The organism is Oceanicaulis sp., assembly GCF_965249665.1.
In the GTDB taxonomy this organism is placed as follows: Bacteria; Pseudomonadota; Alphaproteobacteria; order Caulobacterales; family Maricaulaceae; genus Oceanicaulis.
Map to the genome: position 1 here is coordinate 2,511,464 of NZ_OZ252247.1, position 21,682 is coordinate 2,533,145.

At 58.3% G+C, this 21,682-nt stretch carries 22 protein-coding genes and 1 tRNA gene; 11 read left to right on the forward strand and 12 right to left on the reverse strand.

Annotation, left to right across the window (positions count from 1 at the left end):
• Positions 1-17: 17 nt before the first annotated feature.
• On the forward strand, positions 18-275 hold the full coding sequence (gene hfq / locus ACP154_RS12065; protein ID WP_009800894.1) for an RNA chaperone Hfq: 258 nt from the start codon (positions 18-20) through the stop codon (positions 273-275).
• Positions 272-1,603 carry a GTPase HflX gene (hflX, locus tag ACP154_RS12070; protein WP_421858857.1) on the forward strand — a complete coding sequence of 444 codons (1,332 nt, stop codon included), beginning with the start codon at positions 272-274 and terminating at the stop codon, positions 1,601-1,603. The genes hfq and hflX overlap by 4 nt, the downstream gene beginning before the upstream one ends.
• Positions 1,604-1,608: 5 nt before the next feature.
• Here the strand turns inward: hflX and mazG are convergent, their stop codons facing one another.
• Positions 1,609-2,460, reverse strand: a complete 852-nt coding sequence (mazG, locus tag ACP154_RS12075; RefSeq protein WP_421858855.1) for a nucleoside triphosphate pyrophosphohydrolase — start codon at positions 2,458-2,460, stop codon at positions 1,609-1,611.
• A gap of 199 nt (positions 2,461-2,659) precedes the next feature.
• On the opposite strand from mazG, the gene ACP154_RS12080 reads away from it, so the two are divergent.
• Positions 2,660-4,915: an ATP-binding protein gene (locus ACP154_RS12080; protein ID WP_421861463.1), complete on the forward strand. Its 2,256-nt coding sequence runs from the start codon at positions 2,660-2,662 to the stop codon at positions 4,913-4,915.
• A 12-nt stretch (positions 4,916-4,927) separates the two neighbouring features.
• Positions 4,928-5,323, forward strand: a complete 396-nt coding sequence (locus tag ACP154_RS12085; RefSeq protein ID WP_421858852.1) for a response regulator — start codon at positions 4,928-4,930, stop codon at positions 5,321-5,323.
• Here ACP154_RS12085 and ACP154_RS12090 read toward each other — a convergent pair.
• From ACP154_RS12090 to ACP154_RS12125, 8 genes are all read right to left on the reverse strand, one after another.
• The gene (locus ACP154_RS12090; RefSeq protein WP_421858849.1) at positions 5,320-6,126 is read right to left on the reverse strand and encodes a response regulator; all 807 of its coding nucleotides are present in this window, start codon (positions 6,124-6,126) and stop codon (positions 5,320-5,322) included. The two genes, ACP154_RS12085 and ACP154_RS12090, sit on opposite strands and share 4 nt — an antisense overlap.
• Before the next feature lie 70 nt (positions 6,127-6,196).
• The gene (locus ACP154_RS12095; RefSeq protein ID WP_421858846.1) at positions 6,197-6,961 is read right to left on the reverse strand and encodes a response regulator; all 765 of its coding nucleotides are present in this window, start codon (positions 6,959-6,961) and stop codon (positions 6,197-6,199) included.
• A 282-nt stretch (positions 6,962-7,243) separates the two neighbouring features.
• The gene (locus ACP154_RS12100) at positions 7,244-8,107 is read right to left on the reverse strand and encodes an MBL fold metallo-hydrolase (RefSeq protein WP_421858842.1); all 864 of its coding nucleotides are present in this window, start codon (positions 8,105-8,107) and stop codon (positions 7,244-7,246) included.
• Complete coding sequence (locus ACP154_RS12105; RefSeq protein ID WP_421858840.1) at positions 8,104-8,886, reverse strand: TatD family hydrolase; 783 nt, start codon at positions 8,884-8,886, stop codon at positions 8,104-8,106. The genes ACP154_RS12100 and ACP154_RS12105 overlap by 4 nt, the downstream gene beginning before the upstream one ends.
• Before the next feature lie 7 nt (positions 8,887-8,893).
• Positions 8,894-9,934: a DNA polymerase III subunit delta' gene (locus tag ACP154_RS12110; RefSeq protein WP_421858837.1), complete on the reverse strand. Its 1,041-nt coding sequence runs from the start codon at positions 9,932-9,934 to the stop codon at positions 8,894-8,896.
• Positions 9,931-10,566, reverse strand: a complete 636-nt coding sequence (gene tmk / locus ACP154_RS12115) for a dTMP kinase (protein WP_421858835.1) — start codon at positions 10,564-10,566, stop codon at positions 9,931-9,933. The genes ACP154_RS12110 and tmk overlap by 4 nt, the downstream gene beginning before the upstream one ends.
• Before the next feature lie 4 nt (positions 10,567-10,570).
• Positions 10,571-11,719 carry a D-alanyl-D-alanine carboxypeptidase family protein gene (locus tag ACP154_RS12120; RefSeq protein ID WP_421858832.1) on the reverse strand — a complete coding sequence of 383 codons (1,149 nt, stop codon included), beginning with the start codon at positions 11,717-11,719 and terminating at the stop codon, positions 10,571-10,573.
• Positions 11,720-11,774: 55 nt separating this feature from the next.
• On the reverse strand, positions 11,775-12,191 hold the full coding sequence (locus ACP154_RS12125; RefSeq protein ID WP_421858830.1) for a septal ring lytic transglycosylase RlpA family protein: 417 nt from the start codon (positions 12,189-12,191) through the stop codon (positions 11,775-11,777).
• A 404-nt stretch (positions 12,192-12,595) separates the two neighbouring features.
• On the opposite strand from ACP154_RS12125, the gene ACP154_RS12130 reads away from it, so the two are divergent.
• A tRNA-Ser gene (locus tag ACP154_RS12130) sits at positions 12,596-12,683 on the forward strand.
• 514 nt (positions 12,684-13,197) lie between these two features.
• Here ACP154_RS12130 and ACP154_RS12135 read toward each other — a convergent pair.
• The gene (locus ACP154_RS12135; RefSeq protein ID WP_421858827.1) at positions 13,198-14,403 is read right to left on the reverse strand and encodes an NAD(P)/FAD-dependent oxidoreductase; all 1,206 of its coding nucleotides are present in this window, start codon (positions 14,401-14,403) and stop codon (positions 13,198-13,200) included.
• A 142-nt stretch (positions 14,404-14,545) separates the two neighbouring features.
• Between ACP154_RS12135 and ACP154_RS12140 the strand changes: the two genes are divergently transcribed.
• The 6 genes from ACP154_RS12140 (at position 14,546) to ACP154_RS12165 (ending at position 20,211) form a co-directional block, all read left to right on the forward strand.
• A complete protein-coding gene (locus ACP154_RS12140) occupies positions 14,546-15,979 on the forward strand; it encodes an NfeD family protein (protein WP_421858824.1) in 1,434 nt (477 codons plus the stop codon).
• Positions 15,980-16,035: 56 nt separating this feature from the next.
• Positions 16,036-16,827 (forward strand): slipin family protein, encoded by a 792-nt coding sequence (locus ACP154_RS12145; protein ID WP_421858821.1) that lies wholly within the window; start codon positions 16,036-16,038, stop codon positions 16,825-16,827.
• Between the two features lie 67 nt (positions 16,828-16,894).
• Entirely contained in the window at positions 16,895-17,569 is a 675-nt protein-coding gene (locus ACP154_RS12150) for a fumarylacetoacetate hydrolase family protein (protein WP_421858818.1), read from the forward strand.
• A 117-nt stretch (positions 17,570-17,686) separates the two neighbouring features.
• Complete coding sequence (kynA, locus tag ACP154_RS12155) at positions 17,687-18,535, forward strand: tryptophan 2,3-dioxygenase (protein WP_421861460.1); 849 nt, start codon at positions 17,687-17,689, stop codon at positions 18,533-18,535.
• 20 nt (positions 18,536-18,555) lie between these two features.
• Positions 18,556-18,822: an Lrp/AsnC ligand binding domain-containing protein gene (locus tag ACP154_RS12160; protein ID WP_107713206.1), complete on the forward strand. Its 267-nt coding sequence runs from the start codon at positions 18,556-18,558 to the stop codon at positions 18,820-18,822.
• 3 nt (positions 18,823-18,825) lie between these two features.
• Entirely contained in the window at positions 18,826-20,211 is a 1,386-nt protein-coding gene (locus ACP154_RS12165; protein WP_133723268.1) for an L-serine ammonia-lyase, read from the forward strand.
• Between the two features lie 76 nt (positions 20,212-20,287).
• On the opposite strand, the gene ACP154_RS12170 is transcribed toward ACP154_RS12165, so the two are convergent.
• Both ACP154_RS12170 and ACP154_RS12175 read right to left on the reverse strand, forming a co-directional pair.
• A complete protein-coding gene (locus ACP154_RS12170) occupies positions 20,288-20,935 on the reverse strand; it encodes a CoA transferase subunit B (protein WP_421858815.1) in 648 nt (215 codons plus the stop codon).
• A 17-nt stretch (positions 20,936-20,952) separates the two neighbouring features.
• Positions 20,953-21,648 (reverse strand): CoA transferase subunit A, encoded by a 696-nt coding sequence (locus tag ACP154_RS12175; RefSeq protein WP_107713209.1) that lies wholly within the window; start codon positions 21,646-21,648, stop codon positions 20,953-20,955.
• Between the last annotated feature and the right edge of the window lie 34 nt (positions 21,649-21,682).

A 21,682-nucleotide genomic window follows, 5' to 3' on the forward strand; every position in this document is an offset into this window, starting at 1 on the left:
TATGTGCGATAAGGCCAATGTCTAACGATAAGAAACAAAACCTGCAGGACGTTTTTCTCAACACCGTTCGCAAGGGCAAGACTCCGCTCACCATCTTTCTGGTCAATGGCGTTAAGCTTCAGGGCGTTGTGACCTGGTTTGACAATTTTTGCGTGCTGTTGCGCCGCGAAGGTCAAATCCAGCTTGTCTACAAGCACGCCATTTCGACCATCATGCCAAGCCAGCCCGTCCAACTTTTTGACAAGGACGAGGCTGAAGGAGACGCCGAGGATTGATCGACCGAAAGCCCGCGCCGCAAACCGCTCTCATCTTGTCTCCGCAACATCCGGGGACAGACGCCAATCGCGCTCAGGCGCGACTGGAAGAAGCCACAGGGCTGGCGCAAGCTCTGGATCTGGTCACCGCTGAAGCGCGTATCGAACCCTTGCGCCGCGTCGAGGCCGGCGGGTTCTTTGGTTCGGGCAAGATCGAGCAGATCGCCGAGCGCGTAGAGGCGCTTGAGGTTACGGTCGTCATTGTTGACGCGGCTTTGAGTCCTATTCAGCAACGTAACCTGGAAAAAAAGCTCAACGCGAAGGTCATTGACCGCACGGGCCTGATCCTTGAAATCTTTGGTCTCCGCGCGCAGACGCGGGAAGGGCGCTTGCAGGTCGAGCTGGCGCGTCTGGCCTATGAGCGTTCACGTCTGGTGCGGACCTGGACACACCTTGAGCGTCAGCGCGGCGGGCGCGGCTTTCTCGCCGGGCCGGGGGAAACCCAGATCGAGACTGACCGCCGCTTGCTGGCGGACAAGATGGCCAAGCTCCGTCGTGAGCTTGATGAAGTCAAACGGACCCGCAAACTGCATCGCAAAAAGCGTCTGGCCGCACCTTGGCCGACGGTAGCGCTCGTGGGCTACACGAATGCCGGCAAATCCACCTTGTTCAACCTGTTGTCGAATGCGCAGGTTCTGGCCAAGGACATGCCATTTGCAACGCTGGACCCCACTGTGCGCGGTGTGAAGCTGCCTTCGGGGCGTCGTGTGCTGATGAGTGACACGGTGGGCTTCATCACCGACCTTCCCACCGAACTGATCGCCGCCTTCCGGGCGACCCTGGAAGAGGTGATTGAGGCGGATGTGCTCATTCACGTGCGTGATATGGCTGATCCCGACCATGAGGGGCGCAAGGCGGACGTGGAACAGGTTCTGGCCGCCCTCGGCGCCGGCGCCGAAGCTGACCAGCATGTGATCGAGGCGTGGAACAAAGCCGATCAACTCCCCGCTGATGATTATGAAGAGCTGGTCTGGCGCGCCAAACTGCCCAAATCACAGGATGCACCCGTCTGCATTGTCACCTCTGCGGTGACGGGTGCGGGCGTTGACGCCTTGCTCGATCAGGTTGAGATGGCGCTTTCGGTAGATGATGTGGCGCTGCAGCTGGAGTTCGGCGCCGCTGACGGCGAAGCGCTTGCGTTCGTGCATCGCCATGGCGCGATCTTGTCAGAGCATACCGATGCGGAGACCGGACGCGTCAGCATTCATGCCCGATTGAGCGTAGCTGATGCGGGGCGGCTGCGTCAGCGATATGGCGCGCTCAATGGCCTGGAAGCGCCAGCCGGGTAGGGCGCTTATTCGGTGGTTTTTACTTCAAGCCAAAGCGCTTCCATGGTGTCAAGGTCCGCCTCCTGAACCGAGGACCCTGTCGCGTTGAGCCGAGATTCGATAGCGCGAAAACGTCTGTCAAACTTGGTGTTGGCGCTGCGCAGTGCGCTTTCGGGATCGACTTTGACCTTGCGAGCGAGATTGGCGACGGCAAAGAGCAGATCCCCGACTTCTTCCTGAATATGCGCAGGGTCTTTCTCTTCAATTGCTTCTTTGACCTCTTCGATTTCTTCATGGATCTTGTCGAATACCGAGCTCAGATCTGGCCAGTCAAACCCCACCCGCGCGGCGCGTTTTGACAGCTTTTCAGCGCGTAGCAGGGCGGGAAGGGCGACGGGCAGATTGGCCAGGACAGAGCTGTCAGTCTTGCCGCTTCTGGCGCGCTCTTCAGCCTTTACGAGCTCCCAGGCATTGATCTGGTCCTGAGCGTCACGCGGATCCGCGTCCGCGAACACATGGGGGTGACGACGCAACATTTTTTCGCTGATTGCGTCCGCTACGTCTTCGAACTGAAACAGGCCGGCCTCTTGAGCCATCTGGCTGTGGAACACCACTTGAAACAAGAGATCACCGAGCTCGTCTCTCAGGTCCGCCATATCTTGGCGTTCAATCGCGTCCGCGACTTCATAGGCTTCTTCAATTGTGTATGGCGCTATGGAGGCGAAGCTTTGCTCAACATCCCACGGACATCCGCCATCAGGGTCCCGCAGCCGGTCCATGATCGCAAGCAAACGGTCGAGCGCGCCAGTCTGGCTTGCATTGATCGCGTCTCGGTTTCGGTGAGGAAAGCCGGTTTTCGGTGTTGATGTATCGGTCATGGACGCTTCCAAGGGTGGTTTCCACCGCGGTGCTTCGGGAGATTTTGAGGAGTGGAATGTGTCCGCCAGAGCGGTTTGTTTTGATGGTTTAATAATTCTTTAGTGGCGCAAGCGACTCTGACTGCGTTCACTGGTTGTGTTCGCTGCAAGTCTGTTTGTCCTCATGTCCGTCTCATTGCGAACCAGAATATTGGTGTTGGTGGTCACCGTCACCGTATCGGTGGCCATGGTTGTCGGCTTCGCAAACTTTATCCAGGCGCGATCAATAAGCCGTACTGCAGCAGAGGCGGAATTATACGCTGAAGCGCGAGCGATTTCAGCACATGTCAAAAGTGCGTTCCAGGTTGCTAACGACCACGCTTTGATCCTCAGGAATACACCTCCGATTGATGGGATAATCCGGGCGCAGGCGAATGCCGGTGTTGATCCGTACGATGGCAGTCTGATTGATACTTGGCGGGAACGCCTGGAAGCGGTTTTCACGTCTCTTCTACTGGTTCAGAACGAGTACACCCAATTGCGGCTTATCGGACTGGCGGATCAGGGACGTGAAGTTGTCCGTGTGGATCGACTGCAAGGGGAGATCAATGTTGTGCCCCGGTCGGCGCTTCAGCGCAAAAGCGAAGAATTCTACTTTCAAGCCGCCCTCTCAATGGAGCCTACCTCAACATATACCTCTCCGATTACCGTCAATAGAGAGCAGGGGGCGCCCGCTCCTGACCTGATGCCGACTGTCAGAACGGTTCTCCCTGTCGCAAGGCCCGATGGTCAACTTTATGGACTGTTGGTGATCAATGCCGACATCCGCATCGTACTTGAGAACGCGCTGGCCGCCGTAACGCCCACCTATAACGTATACATTTCTGATTCTTACAATAATTACATTCATTACAGCCCGACCGATGGCATGACGCATTCGCAATTCTCTTTCCAGGAGAGCTTTGATCCGCCGGAACTGCTTAGTCGGGACGGTGATAATCTCTATGAGGCGGACGGGTTCACATATGCCTCATACAGCTTCCATACTGGACGTAATGGTGGAGGGCTCGGTTTCCGCATCCTGGTCGGCGAACCGACGCATGAATTGATGAGCGGTGCGTACGCCATTCGCAAACAATCCATATTGCTCGCTGTCAACCTGGTTGTTCTGACCGCGATCGGGTCTTTGCTGTTTGTCACCAGCCTGACACGTCCTTTGGGGCAGTTGACCAATGCGGTGCGCAGTTATGCCCAGAACCGCACTCCGATGGATCTTGCGATCAGCGACAATGATGAAATCGGTGAGCTCGGGCGTGCTTTCTGCGACATGATCCGAACGTTGGAAGAGAACGAGCTAACCGCCAACACGATAGAAAACATCATCGATGGACTGATCCTGATTACGCCAGACGGCGCCATTCAGGCGATGAACCCGGCCGCCAGTTTCATGTTCGGATATGCTGAAAACGAATTGGTCGGACAGGATGTTTCGGTGCTGCTTCCTGACGGCGCGCGCCTTGAACGTGACGGGGCTTTCAAACACATTCCCTGCTTTATCGATAGCCAACTTGTAGGGGAAACGTTCGAGGCTGTCGCCAAACAGAAAAACTCAACGCCTTTACACGTGGAGCTGACGCTCAGTGAAGTGCAGAGACCTGACACATTGCTGTTCAGTCTGCTGATGCGCGATATCAGCGCGCGAAAGCAGATGGAAGTGATGAAGGATGAGTTTGTTTCAACTGTAAATCATGAGCTTAGAACGCCTCTGACCTCAATGCTCGGTTCCCTGAGCTTGCTCAAAAAACGTCTCGAAACAAAGCTCAATGATGATGACAAAGCCTCGATGCTATTGAACATGGCGCAGCGCAGCTGCGATCGTCTGACCCTTCTGGTCAATGACATCCTGGATTTGGAGAAGATCGCCGCCGGCAAGCTTGAATACCGCATGCAGATCATCCCTTGCGATGACCTGGTTCAGGATGTGGTGGAAAGTCATCGCATGCTTGGCGAAGAGCATGGCGTGACGTTCAAGCTGGACCTTCAGGCCGATGACCCGCCGGTGCGCCTGGATGTCTCGCGCTTCAACCAGGCGCTTGTGAATCTGTTGTCGAACGCAGCGAAGTATTCACCAAACGGCGAAGTGGTTACAATCTCGACGCGAAGACTGTCGGGTGACAGCATTCGTATCTCAGTCTCCGATAATGGTCCGGGCATACCGGAAGACTTTCAGGCTCGCCTGTTTGACCGGTTCTCCCAAGCCGATAGCTCCACCACACGCCGTGTTGGCGGAAATGGATTGGGACTGAACATCACCAAAACTCTTATTGAGGCGTTTGATGGCGAGGTCAGTTTTGACACGACCGTCGGGGCAGGGACCGTCTTTCACATCACACTGCCCATTGCATCCTCGGCGAGCGCATCTGTCTCAGACGAGATGGATGAGACTTTTTCAAAGCTCTATCAAGGCATTGGCTAAGGTATTCACTTCATGGCTGAGCTGGAACGAATTTGTTGCGTCGAAGATGATTTCGATATCCGAACCATACTAGAGCTCTCATTGAGCGATATTGGCGGGTATCAGGTTCAATTATTCGAGGATGGCCCCAGTGCGCTGGAAGGGCTGCCGGATAGTCATCCGCAGATGATCATGCTTGATATGATGATGCCGGGCATGAACGGACTTGAGGTGTTGGGCGCATTGCGCAGCAGCGAGCAATTCGCGACAACGCCGGTCGTGTTCATGACGGCCAAGGCGCAATCGCACGAGCTCGATACCTATATCGGAGCCGGTGCACAGTCCGTCATCATCAAGCCTTTTGACCCAATGACCTTACCCGAACAGGTGAGGGAGATATGGAGCCGGATAGAGGCTTCGAAGCTCTAATGCGCTCTTTGATTTTGTTGCACGACACGGGCAATCGCGCGTGTGACCACTGAGCGATTAAACGGTTTGACCAGGACGTGGTCTACGCCATTACGAATGACGGTGTGGATATTTTCAGCGTTGTTTTCAGAGGTCAGGAAGATCACCGGCGTCTGCACCTTCAAGGGCGTTGCGCCGGAGCGGATCTGCCGCAGCAGAGCCAACCCATCCACAGGTTTCATGTGCCAGTCAGATATGACAAGTGTCGGCGTGAAACTGCGCATGACGTCCAGCGCTTCCTGACCGGAGTTCGCCATCCGGATTTCGCCAACACCCATGTCAGACAGCAACTCACGAACCAGATTTCGCACTGAGATATCGTCTTCGACAAATAAAAGATGCTGGGCTTTCAATAGCTGCTTCAGGGCTGCGGCATCGGCGTCGCCCAAGGTTTGCCGGACCGGATTTTCAAAACTCTGCACAAGTTTGGATTGCTCAGGATCAACACTGCGTCTCAGTTTGGCGATCCTTGAGAGGTCCAGGTAAATGCGCTCCATCAACTTGGGTGTGACGTCTTCTTCGGAGTCCAGCAGGCGCTGCGTGTCTTGCTCAAGCTTGAAAAACTCAGCACCGATCCTTGGAAAGCCCATGCAATAGCTGGCGCCTTTGAGGCGGTGACTTTCTTCATGTAGCTTTTTCAAATTGCGCTTGAGTTGGAACTGGGATGCTTTCTCATTCCCGACAATACGAGTCAGGCTGACGAGCTGATCTGGAAATCTTGTGCAGAACTGTTCAACGACACGTCTTGGATTGGCGCCTGGCATGCGTATCTCCAACTTGCGTGCAGATAGCGTATGCCAGTGTTGTATTTGAAACGTTACCCAAGATGTTTGGTCAGTTTATCAAGGCGCGCGCCAGTACGCTATGAAGGCGTTGCGCATCAAAAGGCTTGAGCAGATAGCCGTCAGGACGATAGAGCCCCGCGCGTTCAATGGCTTGTTTGGAGGAAGGCACCGTCATGAATATGAACGGTGTCTCTTTTGATGGGCGTAATCCGCCAGATCTCAGCTTTCTCAGGAGGTCCAGTCCGGTATCACCCTCGAGCTGCCAATCACAGATGATGGCGTCAACGAGGCTGTGTGAAAGGTAGTCCGCGGCGTCTTTGGCGCATGTTTCACAGGCGATAGCGGCGTAACCTTCCTCTTTCAGAAACATTTCTGCGAGGCCATGCAGAGCGACGTCATCATCGACGAACAGAATGCTCTTCTGATCTTCGCGATCCACAAGCGGGGTCAGGCTCGCCTCTGTCGGATGCGGCTCATAACCAAGATTTTCAAGCAAGCTCGCTTGTTCGACCATGTCGGCGATCATGCCGGGCAGGCGGGTTTGCGTCAGAAGAGGTAGTGCGATCGTGGTTTCAGACATCTGGCTTAGCGCGACGTCTTCAATGAGCTCAAAATTGCGCGCCATGGCTGGAAAGCCAAACGAGCCGTAAGACCCTAACAGGCGATGCGACAGCTGGACGATTTCATGCAGAAGCGTGCGCGAGGTTTCAGGGTTATCGGCGTCATCAAGTCGTTCGTGGAGCGCCAGAATGTCTTCATGTGCGCGACTGAGGAAGGTGCGGCGCAATTCTGAAAGTTGCGTGGCGGACGACATGTGCTCCTCCAGACCCCATGAAATCTTGATGTGAGCTTGATGAGGTTCTGCGTATATCAAGATATCGATCCTGATTAACGCAGGGTTTTGCACGAGGTCGAACGCCGCCCTCAGGAATTGGGGGGGAGCCAGCCATTGAGCCTGATGTTTGAACGACGGGCATGGCAGGGCATGGAGCACACGAAGTGCGACATTTCTTACGATCTGAAGCCGGATATGACTTAACTGCCGCTTCTACAAAATGACGCATAAGATATATTATGAGAAATAATGAGTGTTCTATCAGGCGCGAGACAGGTCGATAATCGTATTGTCTCTCAGGCGTATCGTCACTTCCAGGCCGTCATAAGCCGGTCTGACGCCCTCAGGCAGGCGCTTGAGCAAGTCTTTGTAATCAAGATCGATGTGAAGGTTGGTCAGCAGGCTAAGCTCTGGCTTGATCTGAGAGATCCAGTCGAGCGTTAAATTGACATGGGCATGGCTCGGATGGGGTTTGTCGCGCAAGGCGTCGACGATCCAAACCATTGCGCCGCGCAGAGTCGTCATCGCAGTGTCGTTCAGACCGTTGACGTCCGGCGTGTACGCGAACGGTCCGAGGCGCACGCCGCTACAAGGTTCGCGACCGTGGAGCACATCAAAAAGGGAGAGCTCGATATCGCCGCCCGCCCCTGAAATGATGGCGGTCTCGCCAGGATCGAGCATCCGGTCGATCATAAGCGGTGGATAGCCTGATCCTTCAGGAGTTTCAAAAATATAGCCAAAACGCTCCCTTAAGAGCTGCCGCGTCTGCGGACTCATGATCGCGGTGAGCTGCTTTCCGCGGCGATAGACGAAAGCACGAACATCATCAATGCCATGGGCCTGGTCAGCGTGAGTGTGCGTGAATGCGACGCCGTCGATTGTGGGAATGCTCGCATTGAGCATTTGTTGCCGAAGATCGGGAGATGTGTCCACAAGCACTCGTGTCACATCGCCGGCGTTCAGAGCGCTCATGGTCTCAGCGCGCTCGACCAGCAAACTGCACCGCAGCCGGCGGTTCTTCGGGTTTTTCGGGTCGCAATCGCCCCAATCGCCATCAACACGCGGCACGCCGCCGGAAGATCCGCAGCCCAGGATGCGGGCGCGCAAAACCGGCCCGTCGCTCATGACGTTGCAATCCGGTCAAACAATCTCAAGGCTGCTTGCGTTGTGCGCGCCGCCCCCTCGTCTGCATCCCAGCCCTTCACCTCGCACAGTTTCTCAAGAACATGAGGTAAGTAGCTTGGTTCATTGCGCTTACCGCGATGGGGAGTTGGCGCCAGATACGGGCAGTCGGTTTCAATGATGACGCGATCTTCAGGCACGATATCGCGAAACACCGACCGTACATCTTCGGCTTTCTTGAATGTGATGATGCCGGAGGCGGAGAAATAAGCCCCCAGGGCTGATGCGCGTCGCGCTAACTCGGCCCCGCCGGTATAGCAATGAAGCAGCGGGCGAAACGCCCCCTTCCCCATTTCCTCTTCCAGCAAATCCGCCATCTGCGTGTCCGCTTCACGGCAGTGCAGGATAATCGGCAGATCGGCGCGTCGCGCTGCTTCGATATGGGCGCGCAAAGACGGATACTGATCCTCGGCCGGGCTGTAATTGTAGTGGAAATCGAGGCCGGTCTCGCCAATGGCGACCACTTTGGGGTGCTTGGCGATCTCAAGGAGCTCATCAGCGGTGATGTCGGGTCGGTCTTTGGCGTGATGGGGGTGCGCACCGATCGTGCAATAGACATCATCATGCTTGTCCGCGATCGCGGCTACCTCATCAAATTCATGAAGTCGGCAGCAAATGGCGATCATCGGTGACACGCCCGCCGCCCGGGCGGCGTCCAGAACCTGATCCAGATCCTCGGCGTATGCATCGCCATGCACATTGATATGAGTATCGATCAGCATGTCTGCCTTATTCGGTGCGGGCCGCGTCCTGCATAAGGCTGAACGCAGCGTAGAGAGTTTGTTTGGCGTCCAGATAGAGCGTTTCGCTTTCTCTCGCCAGACGGGTCAGTCGATCCGCAGCATCCACCCATGCGCCTGCCTGATCAGCGCCGCCGCTTTGCAAGGCCATGGCCCTGGCCCGGTCCTGGGCGTTGGCGATCAGAAAGTCGAGCGTAATCGGCTTGATCTGTTCGCCGCCTTTGCGACCGGCGGCGGCGGTGATCTGGGCGATAGCGCCTCGATCCAGCCGAGGGAGGCTTTCAAGAGCGGCATCGATCGTCGCCTTGATGGACGGCGCGTCGGTTTCAGCCAGAGCCAAGGCGCGCCCCGGTGCGCCATTGGCCAGCGCTGAGGCCCGCTGGGCGTCGTCGGCGTTCATGGCGTGGGCTTCGATCAGCCATTGAGTCGTGGCTTCGATGCTGGGCGCGCGCAAGATCAGGCGGCGGCAACGCGAACGAATGGTCGGGAGCAGCCGTCCGGGCGTGTTGACGATCAGAATGAGGATGCCTCGCTTGGGCGGCTCTTCAAGAGTTTTAAGTAATGCGTTGGCGGAATTGGTGTTTAGCTCATCAGCACTGTCAACAATGCAGACCCGCCAGCCCTTGCTGCTGGCGCTCTTGGAGAAAAACTCCGGAGCCCGCCTAGCCTCCTCTACCGGAATCTCACCCTTCAGCTTGCCCGTCTTGTCATTATAGGGGCGACGGATCAGCAAGAAATCTGGATGTGACAGCGCTTCAAGCCGTCGGCAGACCGGATCGTCATGGGCGCTGGCCAATCCGCCTTCACCCTGAGCTTGCGCCCCCAACAGGCGACGCGCCAGGCGGTAGGCGAAGCTGGCTTTGCCTACGCCCTTCGGGCCTGAAATCATCCAGGCATGGTGAATCCGCCCGCTGTCGATCGCGGATTGCGCGTCCTCAAGCGCCTTGTCCTGGCCAAACAGCTCATAGACCCGTCGTGGATGGGGCAGCCCCCCTTCCCGGTCCGCTTCTGGCCGTTCGTCATCACTCACACTGCGACCTCCAGACGGTCTTTAACGGCTGCCATTGCGCGCTCAAAAACGATGTCGGGGCTTTGAGATCCGTCTAGGATCACACAGCGGCCAGGGTCGGAGTTTGCGATCTCGAGAAACGCCTGACGCAAGGCATGGTGAAAGGCGCCCGGTTGCCGTTCAAACCGCGTCGCCTCTTCGCCGCGCTTTCTGGTGCGTTCGAGCCCCATCTCAGGGTCGAGATCGACCATGAAGGTCAGATCCGGTCCAAAGCCGTCAAGGCAGGCGGAGTCGATCTGAGCGATGCGCTCAGAGGCCAGTCCGCCTGCTGCGCCCTGATAAGCGCGCGTGGAATCTGAAAATCGGTCGCAGATCACCCAGGTTCCAGCCTCCAGAGCCGGCTTGATCAGGCGTTCTACATGGTCTGCGCGCGCCGCATAGAGCAGCAAGGTCTCCGCCAGCGGAGACCAGCGTTCCGTTTCGCCCTCCACCAGCAAATGGCGCAGCGCTTCCGCGTTGGGCGTGCCGCCAGGTTCGCGCGTGATCAGGGTTTTACAGCCCTGGGCCTGCAAGCCGACCGACAGGGCTTTGGCGAGCGTGGTCTTGCCTGCGCCCTCGCCGCCTTCAAGGGTGATAAATCGTCCGTGCGTCATGCCTTCAGCCGCCGCGGATAAGGCGTGCGAACGCTGCCCCAGCGCGGCCAAACGCACCTTTGCGGGCCACCGATTGGGCTGCTTCAACCGGTACGCTCAGCTCCCGGCCATCAGGTAAAGTCACATCAAGCCGCCCCACGATATCGCCTTCCTGAACGGGTGCGTGCAGCGGTCCTTCATACACCAGCTCGGCAGTCACGCCGTCGCGGTCGCGGCGGTGCAAACCAAACGACAAGGCTTCAGACGTACGCAGCTCAACGGTGGGCTCTAGCCCTAGATAAACATCGGCGCGCCCCAGTACGTCGCCAGCGGCCACCAGATCCAGGGTTGAGAATTCAGAGAAGGCGGCCCGCATCAGGCGCTCGGCCTCGTCGGCGCGGTCCCGATTGGATTCCATGCCGTTGAACACCACGATCCGGCGCACGCCGTCCCGTTCCGCCGAGGCGACCAGCCCATAACCGGATTCTTCGGTATGGCCGGTTTTCAGCCCGTCTGCGCCTTCGAATACGCCAAGTAGCGGATTGCGGTTGAATTGACGGATGCCGTTATAGGTGAACTCGCTTTCCGCATAGATGTCATAGTATTGCGGGTAGGCCGTGATGATGTGGCGGGCCAGACGAGCCAGGTCGAGCGCCGAGATGCGATGGTCTGGGTCAGGCCAGCCTGTCGCGTTGGCGAAGCTCGCGCTCTCAAGCCCCAGTTCATGTGCGCGTTCGGTCATCATCTGGGCGAAATTCTCTTCAGTGCCGCCCAGCGCCTCTGCGACCACGATGCATGCGTCATTGCCGGACTGAACGATGATCCCGCGGATGAGGTCGCCCACCGCTGCGCGTGAGTTCACATCCAGAAACATGGTGGAAGAGCCGGACGCTGCGCCGCCCCGGCGCCAGGCGTTCTCGCTCACCGGCAGGGTTGTTTCCAGGGTCAGTCGTCCGTCTTCAAGCGCTTCAAACACCATCAAGGCGGTCATCAGCTTGGACATGCTTGCCGGCGGCATGGGCGTGTCGCCATTTTTGGAGAACAGCATGTCCCCGGTCTCATGATCCAGGATCACCGCATATGAGGCGCGCGTATCAAACGCACTCTGGGCCAGCGCCGTTGCAGGCGTCAGGCTCAGGGTGATCAGGGCGAACAGGCAAAGCAGTCGACGCATGAGAGTGGTCCCAGTTTGGCGGTTGCAGCGGAATCGGTGAGCGATTGGGAACACCCTAGCCTTCATCGGAACCGGGCTGAAGCGTATCGCCCAGATTTTGGGTGTTTGCAGGATTGTGAGCGCCTGGCGGCCCGATTGACGGGTCAAAGAAGATGGGCGGCGCCTCGCGGTCTTCAGGGTCAGCGGGGCCAAGCCCTTCCACGCGCACTTCAGCCAGCCCGTCATGCTCAAAGCCCAAGGCCTGAGCGGCGGCATGGCTGAGGTCGATCAGGCGACCATCGATATAGGGACCACGATCATTGACCCGCACGATAATGCTCTTGCCGGTGTCCAGCCGTGTCACGCGAGCCCGGCTGGGCAGGCGCATTGACCGGTGTGCTGCGGTGAGCAGCGAAGAATCGAATATCTCGCCATTGGCGGTCTGCCGACCTTCAAACCCCGGACCATACCAGCTGGCGAGACCAACTTGCACACTTTGCGGTGCGAGTGACGGTACGAGGTCAGGCGCGATGGGTGTTCTGTGGGAGGGCGCCGAGACTGGCTGCAAATCAGGCCGTGCTGGAGGTGGAGACTGGACCGAACAGGCCGCCAGGGCGATGGCTGATAGAAACCAGAGGCAATAAACGGTCTTGATTGAGAGACGTGCATGCATGAGCTGAACCTGACTGCTGACCTCAGTCTAATTCATCGTCAGTGTGGCGAAAGTACGCAAGACACGGGGTCTGATTGCAGCAAGGATCCTGTATCACCATGATCAGCATCCAAACGATCTTTAAGGTTTGGAACGTGTGTGAGTTATGAGCTGCACGAAATACTGCACGTCGCGTCAGCGCCAGCTTGTGCCAGCCCCCCATCGCAGGCTAGTAACTGTGTGACGGAGGGGTGGCAGAGTGGTCGATTGCGGCGGTCTTGAAAACCGTTGAGCCGCGAGGTTCCGGGGGTTCGAATCCCTCCCCCTCCGCCACACGCCCCTAGATATGACCGCCCCTAACCCGCGACTGACAGCCTGACAAAACAGGCCCCTGCGCGAGTTGGTCTGTGCGCTTGAACGATTTTTTCTTCACGGCCAGGACGCTCTGGATCAGAACACTCTGGGAAAGCCGCAACAGGCACAGCCCCACTCTCGATTGCCGCCTGAGTGTCGACACAGTATCGTCGCTGAAGAGTTGCAGGCGGGCTAAGCGATGAGCAATTGTATTAGAACTCATCGCGCACAGCGATTGATGGCATGGACCGCTGCACCAGCAATGCTATTGCTTGTGCCCATGATTGCAATGCAGCTAACAAATCAAGTGCGTTGGAATGGTTTTGACTTTCTGGTTGCCGCAATCATCTTGTGCAGCGCCGGGTTCGGATATGCACTCCTCTCCAGCGCTATGAAAGCGCACTACAAAAAGGCACTGGTCGGAGTCGCTGTCCTCGTCTGTGTAGGCGCTTTCTGGGTGTCTGCAATCTGATCAGGGCTGCTCTGCATTTGTTCAATAGTCCACGCTTGCTTGCGCGGCCGCATAGGCGCTGGCCCAGGCCCATTGAAAATTATAACCGCCCAGCCAGCCTGTTACATCGACGCATTCGCCGATGAAATAGAGCCCCGGACACTTCCGGCTTTCCATGGTCTTGGACGACAGGCCCGCCGTATCAACGCCCCCGAGCGTTACTTCAGCGGTGCGATACCCCTCGGTGCCTGCAGGCCTCAGGCGCCAGTGCGACAGGGCGTTTGCAAGCGCTTCCAAATCGGTGTGGGCAATATCCGCCAGTCGCGGCCAATTCGGCAATTGACCGCCTTGATCCAGGTGATCGACAAGGCGCTTGGGCAGGATAGTTTCGAGCGCCTTGCCCAGCGACTTCATGGGCATGTCTTTCTTCAGTGTCTTAAGGCGCTCTGCGCCCTGACCGCCGGCAAACAGATCGATCTCGATTTCATCGCCCGGTCGCCAATAGGAGGAGACCTGCAAGATTGCCGGCCCCGATAATCCACGATGTGTGAAGAGCATCCCTTCTTCAAACCTGCCATCGCCAGCACTGGCGATTACCGGTGTGGAAACCCCGGCCAGGCTGGCGAAGTCGGCCTTGGCCTCGCCTTCAAACGTCAGCGGCACTAGGGCGGGCTCAGGCGTGATGATCTCATGTCCGAACTGGCGCGCCAGATCATAGGCGAAACCGGTCGCGCCAATCTTCGGGATGGAGAGCCCGCCTGTGGCTATGACCAGTCGGCGGGCTTTGACAGGACCGTCTGAGGTTGTCAGCTCAAACAGATCATCCGTTTTGACCACTTGTGAGACCTCGACGCCGAGCTTGAGCACTGCGCCCACATTGCGCATTTCATCAAGCAGCATGGTGATGATCGCGCCCGATTTCTGATCGCAGAACAGCTGACCCAAAGTCTTCTCGTGCCAACTCAGCCCATGACGCTCCATCAGCGCCAGAAAATCAGTCGGTGTGTACCGGGCCAAAGCGGATTTGGCGAAATGAGGATTGGCCGAGAGGAAGTTGGAGGCCCGGGTTCCCAGATTGGTGAAATTGCAGCGTCCGCCGCCTGAAATGCGAATTTTTTCAGCGGGTTTTTGCGAGTGATCGAGCACCAGGACGGACAATCCCAAGGCCCCGGCTTGACCGGCGTAAAACAGCCCGGCGGCGCCGCCGCCCAGAACCACAGCGTCATAGGGAGAAGAAGATCGGGTCATAGGCACTGCGATGGCGCATTCAGATCGATCGCGCAAGACGGAAGCCTGCAAGGACAGACCAAAATAGGGTTCGGGTTTTCCTTCATGCAGGCCTCAGACTGGGTTAAGGTATATCCACTTAAGGACGCAAAGAAGGACGCTCATGATGCGCCGCCCTGCCCGGTTCAGACTTCGTGCTCTGGCGCTCACCCTGATACTGCTAGGCGCGCTCGTCTGGGTCGCAGACAGCACAGCGCGGCAGGCCGAAATGGATCAGGCGCGTGTCATGAGCGCAGAGATCATCGGACCGATAGGTCCCGCCACGTCCGCCTATATCCAGCGCGCCATTACACTGGCGGGTCAGGTGACCGCACAGGCCCTGATCGTAGAAATGGATACGCCTGGCGGCCTGGATACGGCCATGCGCGACATCAATCGCGCCATCTTGTCCAGCCAAACCCCGGTGATCGTTTTTGTTCACCCTTCGGGCGCGCGAGCGACCAGCGCAGGCGTCTATATCCTCTACGCCAGTCATCTCGCCGGTATGGCGCCCGGCACCTCTCTGGGCGCGGCGACGCCCGTGCAATTGGGCGGAATGCCAGGGGGTGAACAGGCCCCGGCGCCTGAAGGAACTGATCCTGCGCTCGAAAGCGCTGCTGAGGGATCAGGGGAAGAGACAGGCGTAACACCACAAAACGCGACTGGAAATGCTCAGGCCCTGCGCAATAAGGCCGTGAATGACGCCGTGGCTTATATTCGGTCCTTGGCCGAACTGCGGGGCCGAAATGCGGATTGGGCGGAGCGTGCGGTGCGCGACGGCGTCAGTGCGACTGCGGATGAGGCCCTGTCGCTGGGCGTGATTGAAATCCGGGCGAATAATCTGTCAGACCTACTTTCGCAGGCAGACGGTCAGAGCGTGTTTCTGGGGTCCGGAGAGGAACGCGTTCTGAATGTTGCGGAGGCGCAGATTACACGCATCGAGAAAACCGTCGCCGAAGACATTCTCTCGGTGATCACAGACCCGAATATCGCGTTCTTGCTGGTCAACTTGGGTTTTGTGGGCCTTTTGGTGTCTTTCTATAACGGGCTGGAGCCTGTTACCGCGATTGCGGGCGTGATCTGTCTGATCGTCGGATTCTACGCCCTGAACACCCTGCCCGTGAATTTTGCGGGCGCTGCTTTGGTGGTGCTCGGGCTCGCCCTGTTGGTGTCTGAAGCCTTTTTCGCGTCCTCAGGGCTCCTGGCGCTGGGCGGATTGGTCGCATTTGTGCTGGGTGGGCTGATGCTGATTGAGACGGACGCCCCTGCTTTCCGGATTGACTGGCGATTGATCGCCGTCATGGCCGTCGTGCTGGGCGGGACGTTGTTTGCGATGCTCAGCTATGGCCTTGCCGCTCAGGCCCGCAAAGTCACCACAGGGGGCAAAAGCCTTATCGGTGCTCAGGGGCATGTGCTTGAATGGTCGGGACAGTCCGGGTTTGTTCAGGTTCAGGGCGAGCGCTGGAAAGCGGTGGCGAAGACGACGTTGAGCCCCGGTGACACCATCGTGGTCACCAAGCTGGTCGGACTGACCCTTAATGTGAAGGCGAGCGGATGAAGCCTCAGCAAGCAATCGAACCCGCCACCCAACTGGCGCAAGACGGAGTATTGAACATGGCTGAACTCGGCGTGAATCTCGGCCTATGGGTCGCCCTGGCGTTTGTCGCCTTCGGCGTGATTTCCTCAGCGCTGAAAATCCTGCGCGAATACGAGCGGGCGGTGATTTACACACTTGGCCGTTATACCGGGACCTCAGGGCCTGGACTAATCCTCCTGATCCCCTTCATCCAGCAAATGGTTCGGGTGGATATCCGGACCGTCGCCGAGGATGTGCCCAGCCAGGACGTGATCAGCCAGGACAATGTCTCGGTGAAGGTGAATGCGGTGCTGTATTACCGCATCATTGATCCCGCCAAGGCGATCAACCAGGTCGAGGATTTCCGCATGGCCACCAGCCAGCTGGCGCAAACCACGCTGCGCTCTGTCCTGGGCAAGCATGAACTAGATGAAATGCTGGCCGAGCGCGACAAGCTCAATAGTGACATCCAGCAAATCCTGGATGACCAGACCGAAGCCTGGGGCATCAAGGTCGCCAATGTCGAGATCAAGCATGTGGATCTGGATTCCTCCATGATCCGAGCGATCGCGCGGCAGGCCGAGGCGGAGCGTGAACGTCGCGCCAAAATCATTTCAGCGGAGGGTGAACAGCAAGCCTCGATCAAGCTCGCAGAAGCCGCGCAAGTCCTGTCGTCCCAGGACGGCGCCTTGCAGCTTCGCTATCTGGGCACGCTGACTGAAATCAGCAGTGAAGGCACGCAAACCATCGTCTTCCCCATGCCGATTGATCTTTTGGGCCAACTGTCCAAGGCTCCGATTCCTCCGAAACCGGACGCACCGGAAGCGTAAGCCGGAGCTTGCGGTCGGCGGCAGGCTCGCTAGTTTCGTGAGGAGAGTCAGTCAGAAAGATCACGCCATGACCGCTTATGTCATCAACCCGCCGGTTGAAACACTGCTTCCGGTGGAGGGCGGTGGTCAGTTTCCCGTCCGGAGACTTTACTGCGTCGGCCGAAACTATGCCGATCACGCCCGTGAAATGGGCGCCGATCCCGATCGCGAAGCGCCCTTCTTTTTCTCCAAACCCCGTGATGCGGTGACTTCTCGCAGCGAAGTCGCCTACCCGCCCGCAACTGAAGACCTTCATCATGAAGTGGAGCTTGTGCTGGCGCTTGGCGCCGGCGGCGCGGATTTGAGCCCGGAACGCGCGAAAATGATGATCTATGGCGCGGCGGTCGGCGTGGACCTGACACGCCGTGACATGCAGTCCGTCGCCAAGAAAAACGGGCGTCCCTGGGATGCGTCGAAAGGCTTTGACCAGTCTGCCCCTATCGGCCTGATCCGTCCTGGGCACTCACCCTCCGAAGGTTCGATTGCGCTGACGGTGAACGGTGAAACCCGGCAGTCGGGTGACCTGGCGCAGATGATCTGGTCCAGCGCTGAAGTGATTTCACATCTGTCGAGCCTTTTCCGCCTGGAGCCGGGTGATCTCATTTTCACCGGAACACCGGCCGGCGTCGGACCTGTGGTTCGAGGCGACCAGATAGAGGCCTCCATCACAGATCTGCCCCCTCTGCGCTTCACTCTGGTCTAGGACGGCGTTTCTGGCTGTCGCACCCTTTGCGGCTCTGGCGAAGAGGAGCCCTCTTGGCTTGCCCGCTTGGCTCAGCCTGTCTACATGCGGGGCGATGTGGCGGCGAACGGGACCGGTATGAGCGATCAGTTCAAGACATCTGTCGACCTTCAGGGCGAGGATATTCATTGGGATCCTGACGCGGGTCTGTCCTATGGCCGGTATCTGGGGCTGGATCAGGTGCTCAGCGCGCAGACGCCGCTGACCGATGAGCACGACGAGATGATGTTCATCATCATCCATCAGGCGTCTGAGCTCTGGCTCAAACTGTGTCTGCACGAGCTCAATGGCGCCCTGTCCCATCTGCAAAACGATGAAGTCCGCCCCGCCATGAAAATGCTGGCGCGCATCGCTCGTATTCAGGAACAGCTGACCCAGTCCTGGTCTGTGCTGTCCACCATGACACCAGCCGATTACCTGAAATTCCGTGATGCGCTGGGCCAGAGCTCGGGCTTTCAGAGCCATCAATATCGCATCCTCGAATATCGCCTGGGCAACAAGAACGCGGCGCTGGCCCGCGTGTTCGCCAACGAGCCTGAGGCGCACGCCGCCGTGACCGCCGCGCTCAACGCGCCGTCGCTTTATGATGAGACATTGAAGCTCGCCGCCCGAAAAGGCGCTGTGCTGCCCGCAGACGTCATTGAGCGGGATTGGTCTAAAGCCTATGAGCCAAACGCCGAGGTCGAAGCGATGTGGCGCGAGGTTTATCTCGACATCGCAAAATGGTGGGAACTCTATGAATTCGCCGAAAAACTGGTCGATCTGGAGCAGAAATTCCAGCAATGGCGCTTCAACCATATGAAGACGGTCGAGCGGATCATCGGCTTTCGGCGCGGCACTGGCGGCTCCGGCGGTGTCAGCTATCTCGTCAAGGCGCTTGATCTGCGCCTGTTCCCGGAACTCTGGACCGTTCGCACACAGCTTTAATCTCGCCTCGGAGGTCTTCCATGCGCAGCTTCTACATCTTCATCAAATGCGAACTGGGCCGCACCTATGACGTGGCGTCCGCCATCGTCGATACAGTCAGCGAGACCCGTCAGGTGCATTCTGTGTCGGGCGAATTTGACCTGCTAGCCCAGTTCGCCGTCGAGGATGACGCCGATATCGGGCGTTTCGTGAACAAGTCGGTGCAGACGATTGACGGGGTGAAGGACACCCAGACCCTGATATGCTTTAACGCCTTTACGCCAGATCATGGTCAGGGCCTGGATTAAGTCATGCATTTTGGCGTTTTCGACCTGTTCAAGATCGGCGTCGGTCCCTCGAGCTCGCACACGGTAGGGCCGATGAAGGCGGCCCGCCTGTTTCTCGAACGTGTGGATGAAGAGCATGGCTTGTCCAGCGTCAAACACGTGCAAGCGGAAGCCTATGGCTCCCTGGCGCTCACCGGCTCCGGCCACGCGACGGACAAGGCTATTCTGTGGGGGCTAGAAGGCGTGACGCCCGAAGGCGCGGACCCGGACGCCCTGCCCGCGCGTGTCGAGCGCATCAAGGCTGACAAGACGCTGAAACTGCTGGATACGCACGAGATCGGTTTCAACTGGGACACGGATCTGCTGTTTAACGGTTCCAAGCGTCTGCCCTTTCACTCCAACGCCATGAAGTTCATCGCTTTTGACGAGTCTGGCGAACCTCTGCGCGAGGAGATCTGGTATTCGATCGGTGGCGGCTTCGTCATTGACGAGGCGGAAGCGGGCCGCAATTCAGCGGCAGAAGCGCTCAAGGGCGAACCTTATCCGTTCAATTCCTGTGATGAGCTGCTGGAGATTTGCGACCGCGAAGGTCTGACGATCCCAGAGCTGATGATGGCCAACGAAACCGCCTTCCGTGAAGAAAGCGACGTGCGCGGCTGGATCGCCAGCGTGACCCAGACCATGGAAGACTGCATTGAGCGCGGCGTACGCCAGCGCGGCGAATTGCCCGGTGGTTTGAACGTCAAACGCCGCGCCCCCCTGATGCGCGACAAGTTGATGGCGGAAGCCGCACGGGCGGAGACGGATCCTCTCGCCTCCATGGAATGGGTCAATCTGTGGGCCATGGCGGTGAACGAAGAGAACGCGGCCGGCGGCAAGGTCGTCACTGCGCCCACCAATGGTGCAGCGGGCATTATCCCGGCGGTCTTGCGCTATTATGATCGCCACCACCGCCGCACGAATGATCCCGACGCCATTGCGCGCTTCTTCCTGACCTCCGCCGCCATTGGCGCGCTTTACAAGCAGAACGCGTCGATCTCAGGCGCGGAAGCGGGCTGCCAAGGTGAAGTAGGCGTGGCGTGTTCCATGGCGGCCGGCGGTTTGGCCGCTGCGCTGGGCGGTACGAACCGTCAGATCGAGAACGCCGCCGAGATCGCCATGGAGCATAATCTGGGCCTTACCTGTGACCCGGTCGGCGGGCTGGTGCAGATCCCCTGCATCGAGCGCAACGCCATCGGCGCGATCAAGGCGATCAACGCGGCGCGCCTGGCGCTGATGAGCGAGGATGCGGACTACAAAGTCTCACTCGATCAGGTGATCGAGACCATGGCCCAAACCGCCGCCGACATGAATGACAAATACAAGGAGACCTCTACAGGAGGTCTCGCGGTGAACGTGCCGGTGTGTTGAGGCAGACGAGCGGATGACAAAGAAAAACCCCGGAGCATCGGCCCCGGGGTTTTTACTTCAGCGCCACTGACACCGGTTAAGCCGCTAGCTCCTCAGCCACCGTGTATTTGGCTTCGGTCTTCTCGGCGATCTCATCGAGAGTCACGCCATCGGCCAGCTCTACGAGCTTCAGGCCGTCCTCGACCACGTCAAACACGCCCAGCGTGGTGATGACACGATCCACGCAGCCCTGGCCGGTCAGCGGCAGGGTGCAGGCCTTCAAGAGCTTGCTGTCGCCCGCCTTGTTGGTGTGATCCATGATCACCACGACGCGTTGGACGCCGGCGACCAGATCCATCGCGCCGCCCATGCCCTTCACCATCTTGCCCGGGATCATCCAGTTGGCGATGTCGCCGTTTTCGGCCACTTCCATCGCGCCCAGAATGGACAGGTTGATGTGTCCGCCGCGGATCATGCCGAAGCTGTCGGCCGAGCTGAAATAGCTCGTTTGCTTGAGCTCGGTGATGGTCTGTTTGCCGGCGTTGATGAGATCGGCGTCCACCTCGCCCTCGGTCGGGAACGGGCCCATGCCAAGCATGCCGTTCTCCGACTGCAAGGTCACGTCCATGCCGTCCGGGATGAAGTTCGCCACCAGGGTCGGAATGCCGATGCCGAGGTTCACATAGAAACCGTCCTGCAGCTCTTTGGCCGCGCGTTCAGCCAGTTGTTCTCTCGTCCAAGCCATGTGTGAGATCCTCCTGCTTACGCGCGCACGGTGCGCTGCTCGATGCGCTTTTCGAACGTGCCTTGAACAAGGCGCTGAACGAAAATGCCCGGCGTGTGGATATGGTCGGCGTCCAATTCGCCGTTTTCGACGATTTCCTCGACCTCGGCGATGGTCACCTTGCCGGCGGTCGCCATCATCGGGTTGAAGTTGCGGGCGGTCTTGCGGAACACCAGATTGCCCGCCTTGTCCGCTTTCCAGGCTTTCACGATGGAGACGTCCGCGACCAGGCCGGTTTCCATGATGTAGGTTTCACCATTGAAATCCTTGTGCTCCTTGCCGTCCGCCACCAGCGTGCCGACGCCGGTCTTGGTGTAAAAGCCCGGAATGCCGGCGCCGCCGGCGCGGATGCGTTCCGCCAGCGTGCCCTGGGGATTGAATTCGAGCTCCAGCTCGCCGTTCAGATACTGTTTTTCGAAGGTTTTGTTCTCACCCACATAGGAGGAGACCATCTTCTTGATCTGGCGGGTGTGCAGCAGCAGACCCAGGCCAAAATCGTCCACGCCCGCATTGTTTGAGATCACCGTCAGGTTCTGGGCGTTGCTATCGCGCAGCGCCAGAATGAGGTTTTCCGGAATGCCGCACAGCCCGAAGCCGCCCGCCATTACGGTCATGCCGTCAAAAGTCAGCCCCTCGAGGGCCGTTTTTGCATCTGGGTAGACTTTATCCGCCACCGCGCGGTCTCCTTCCCTGAGTTTTTCAACGATC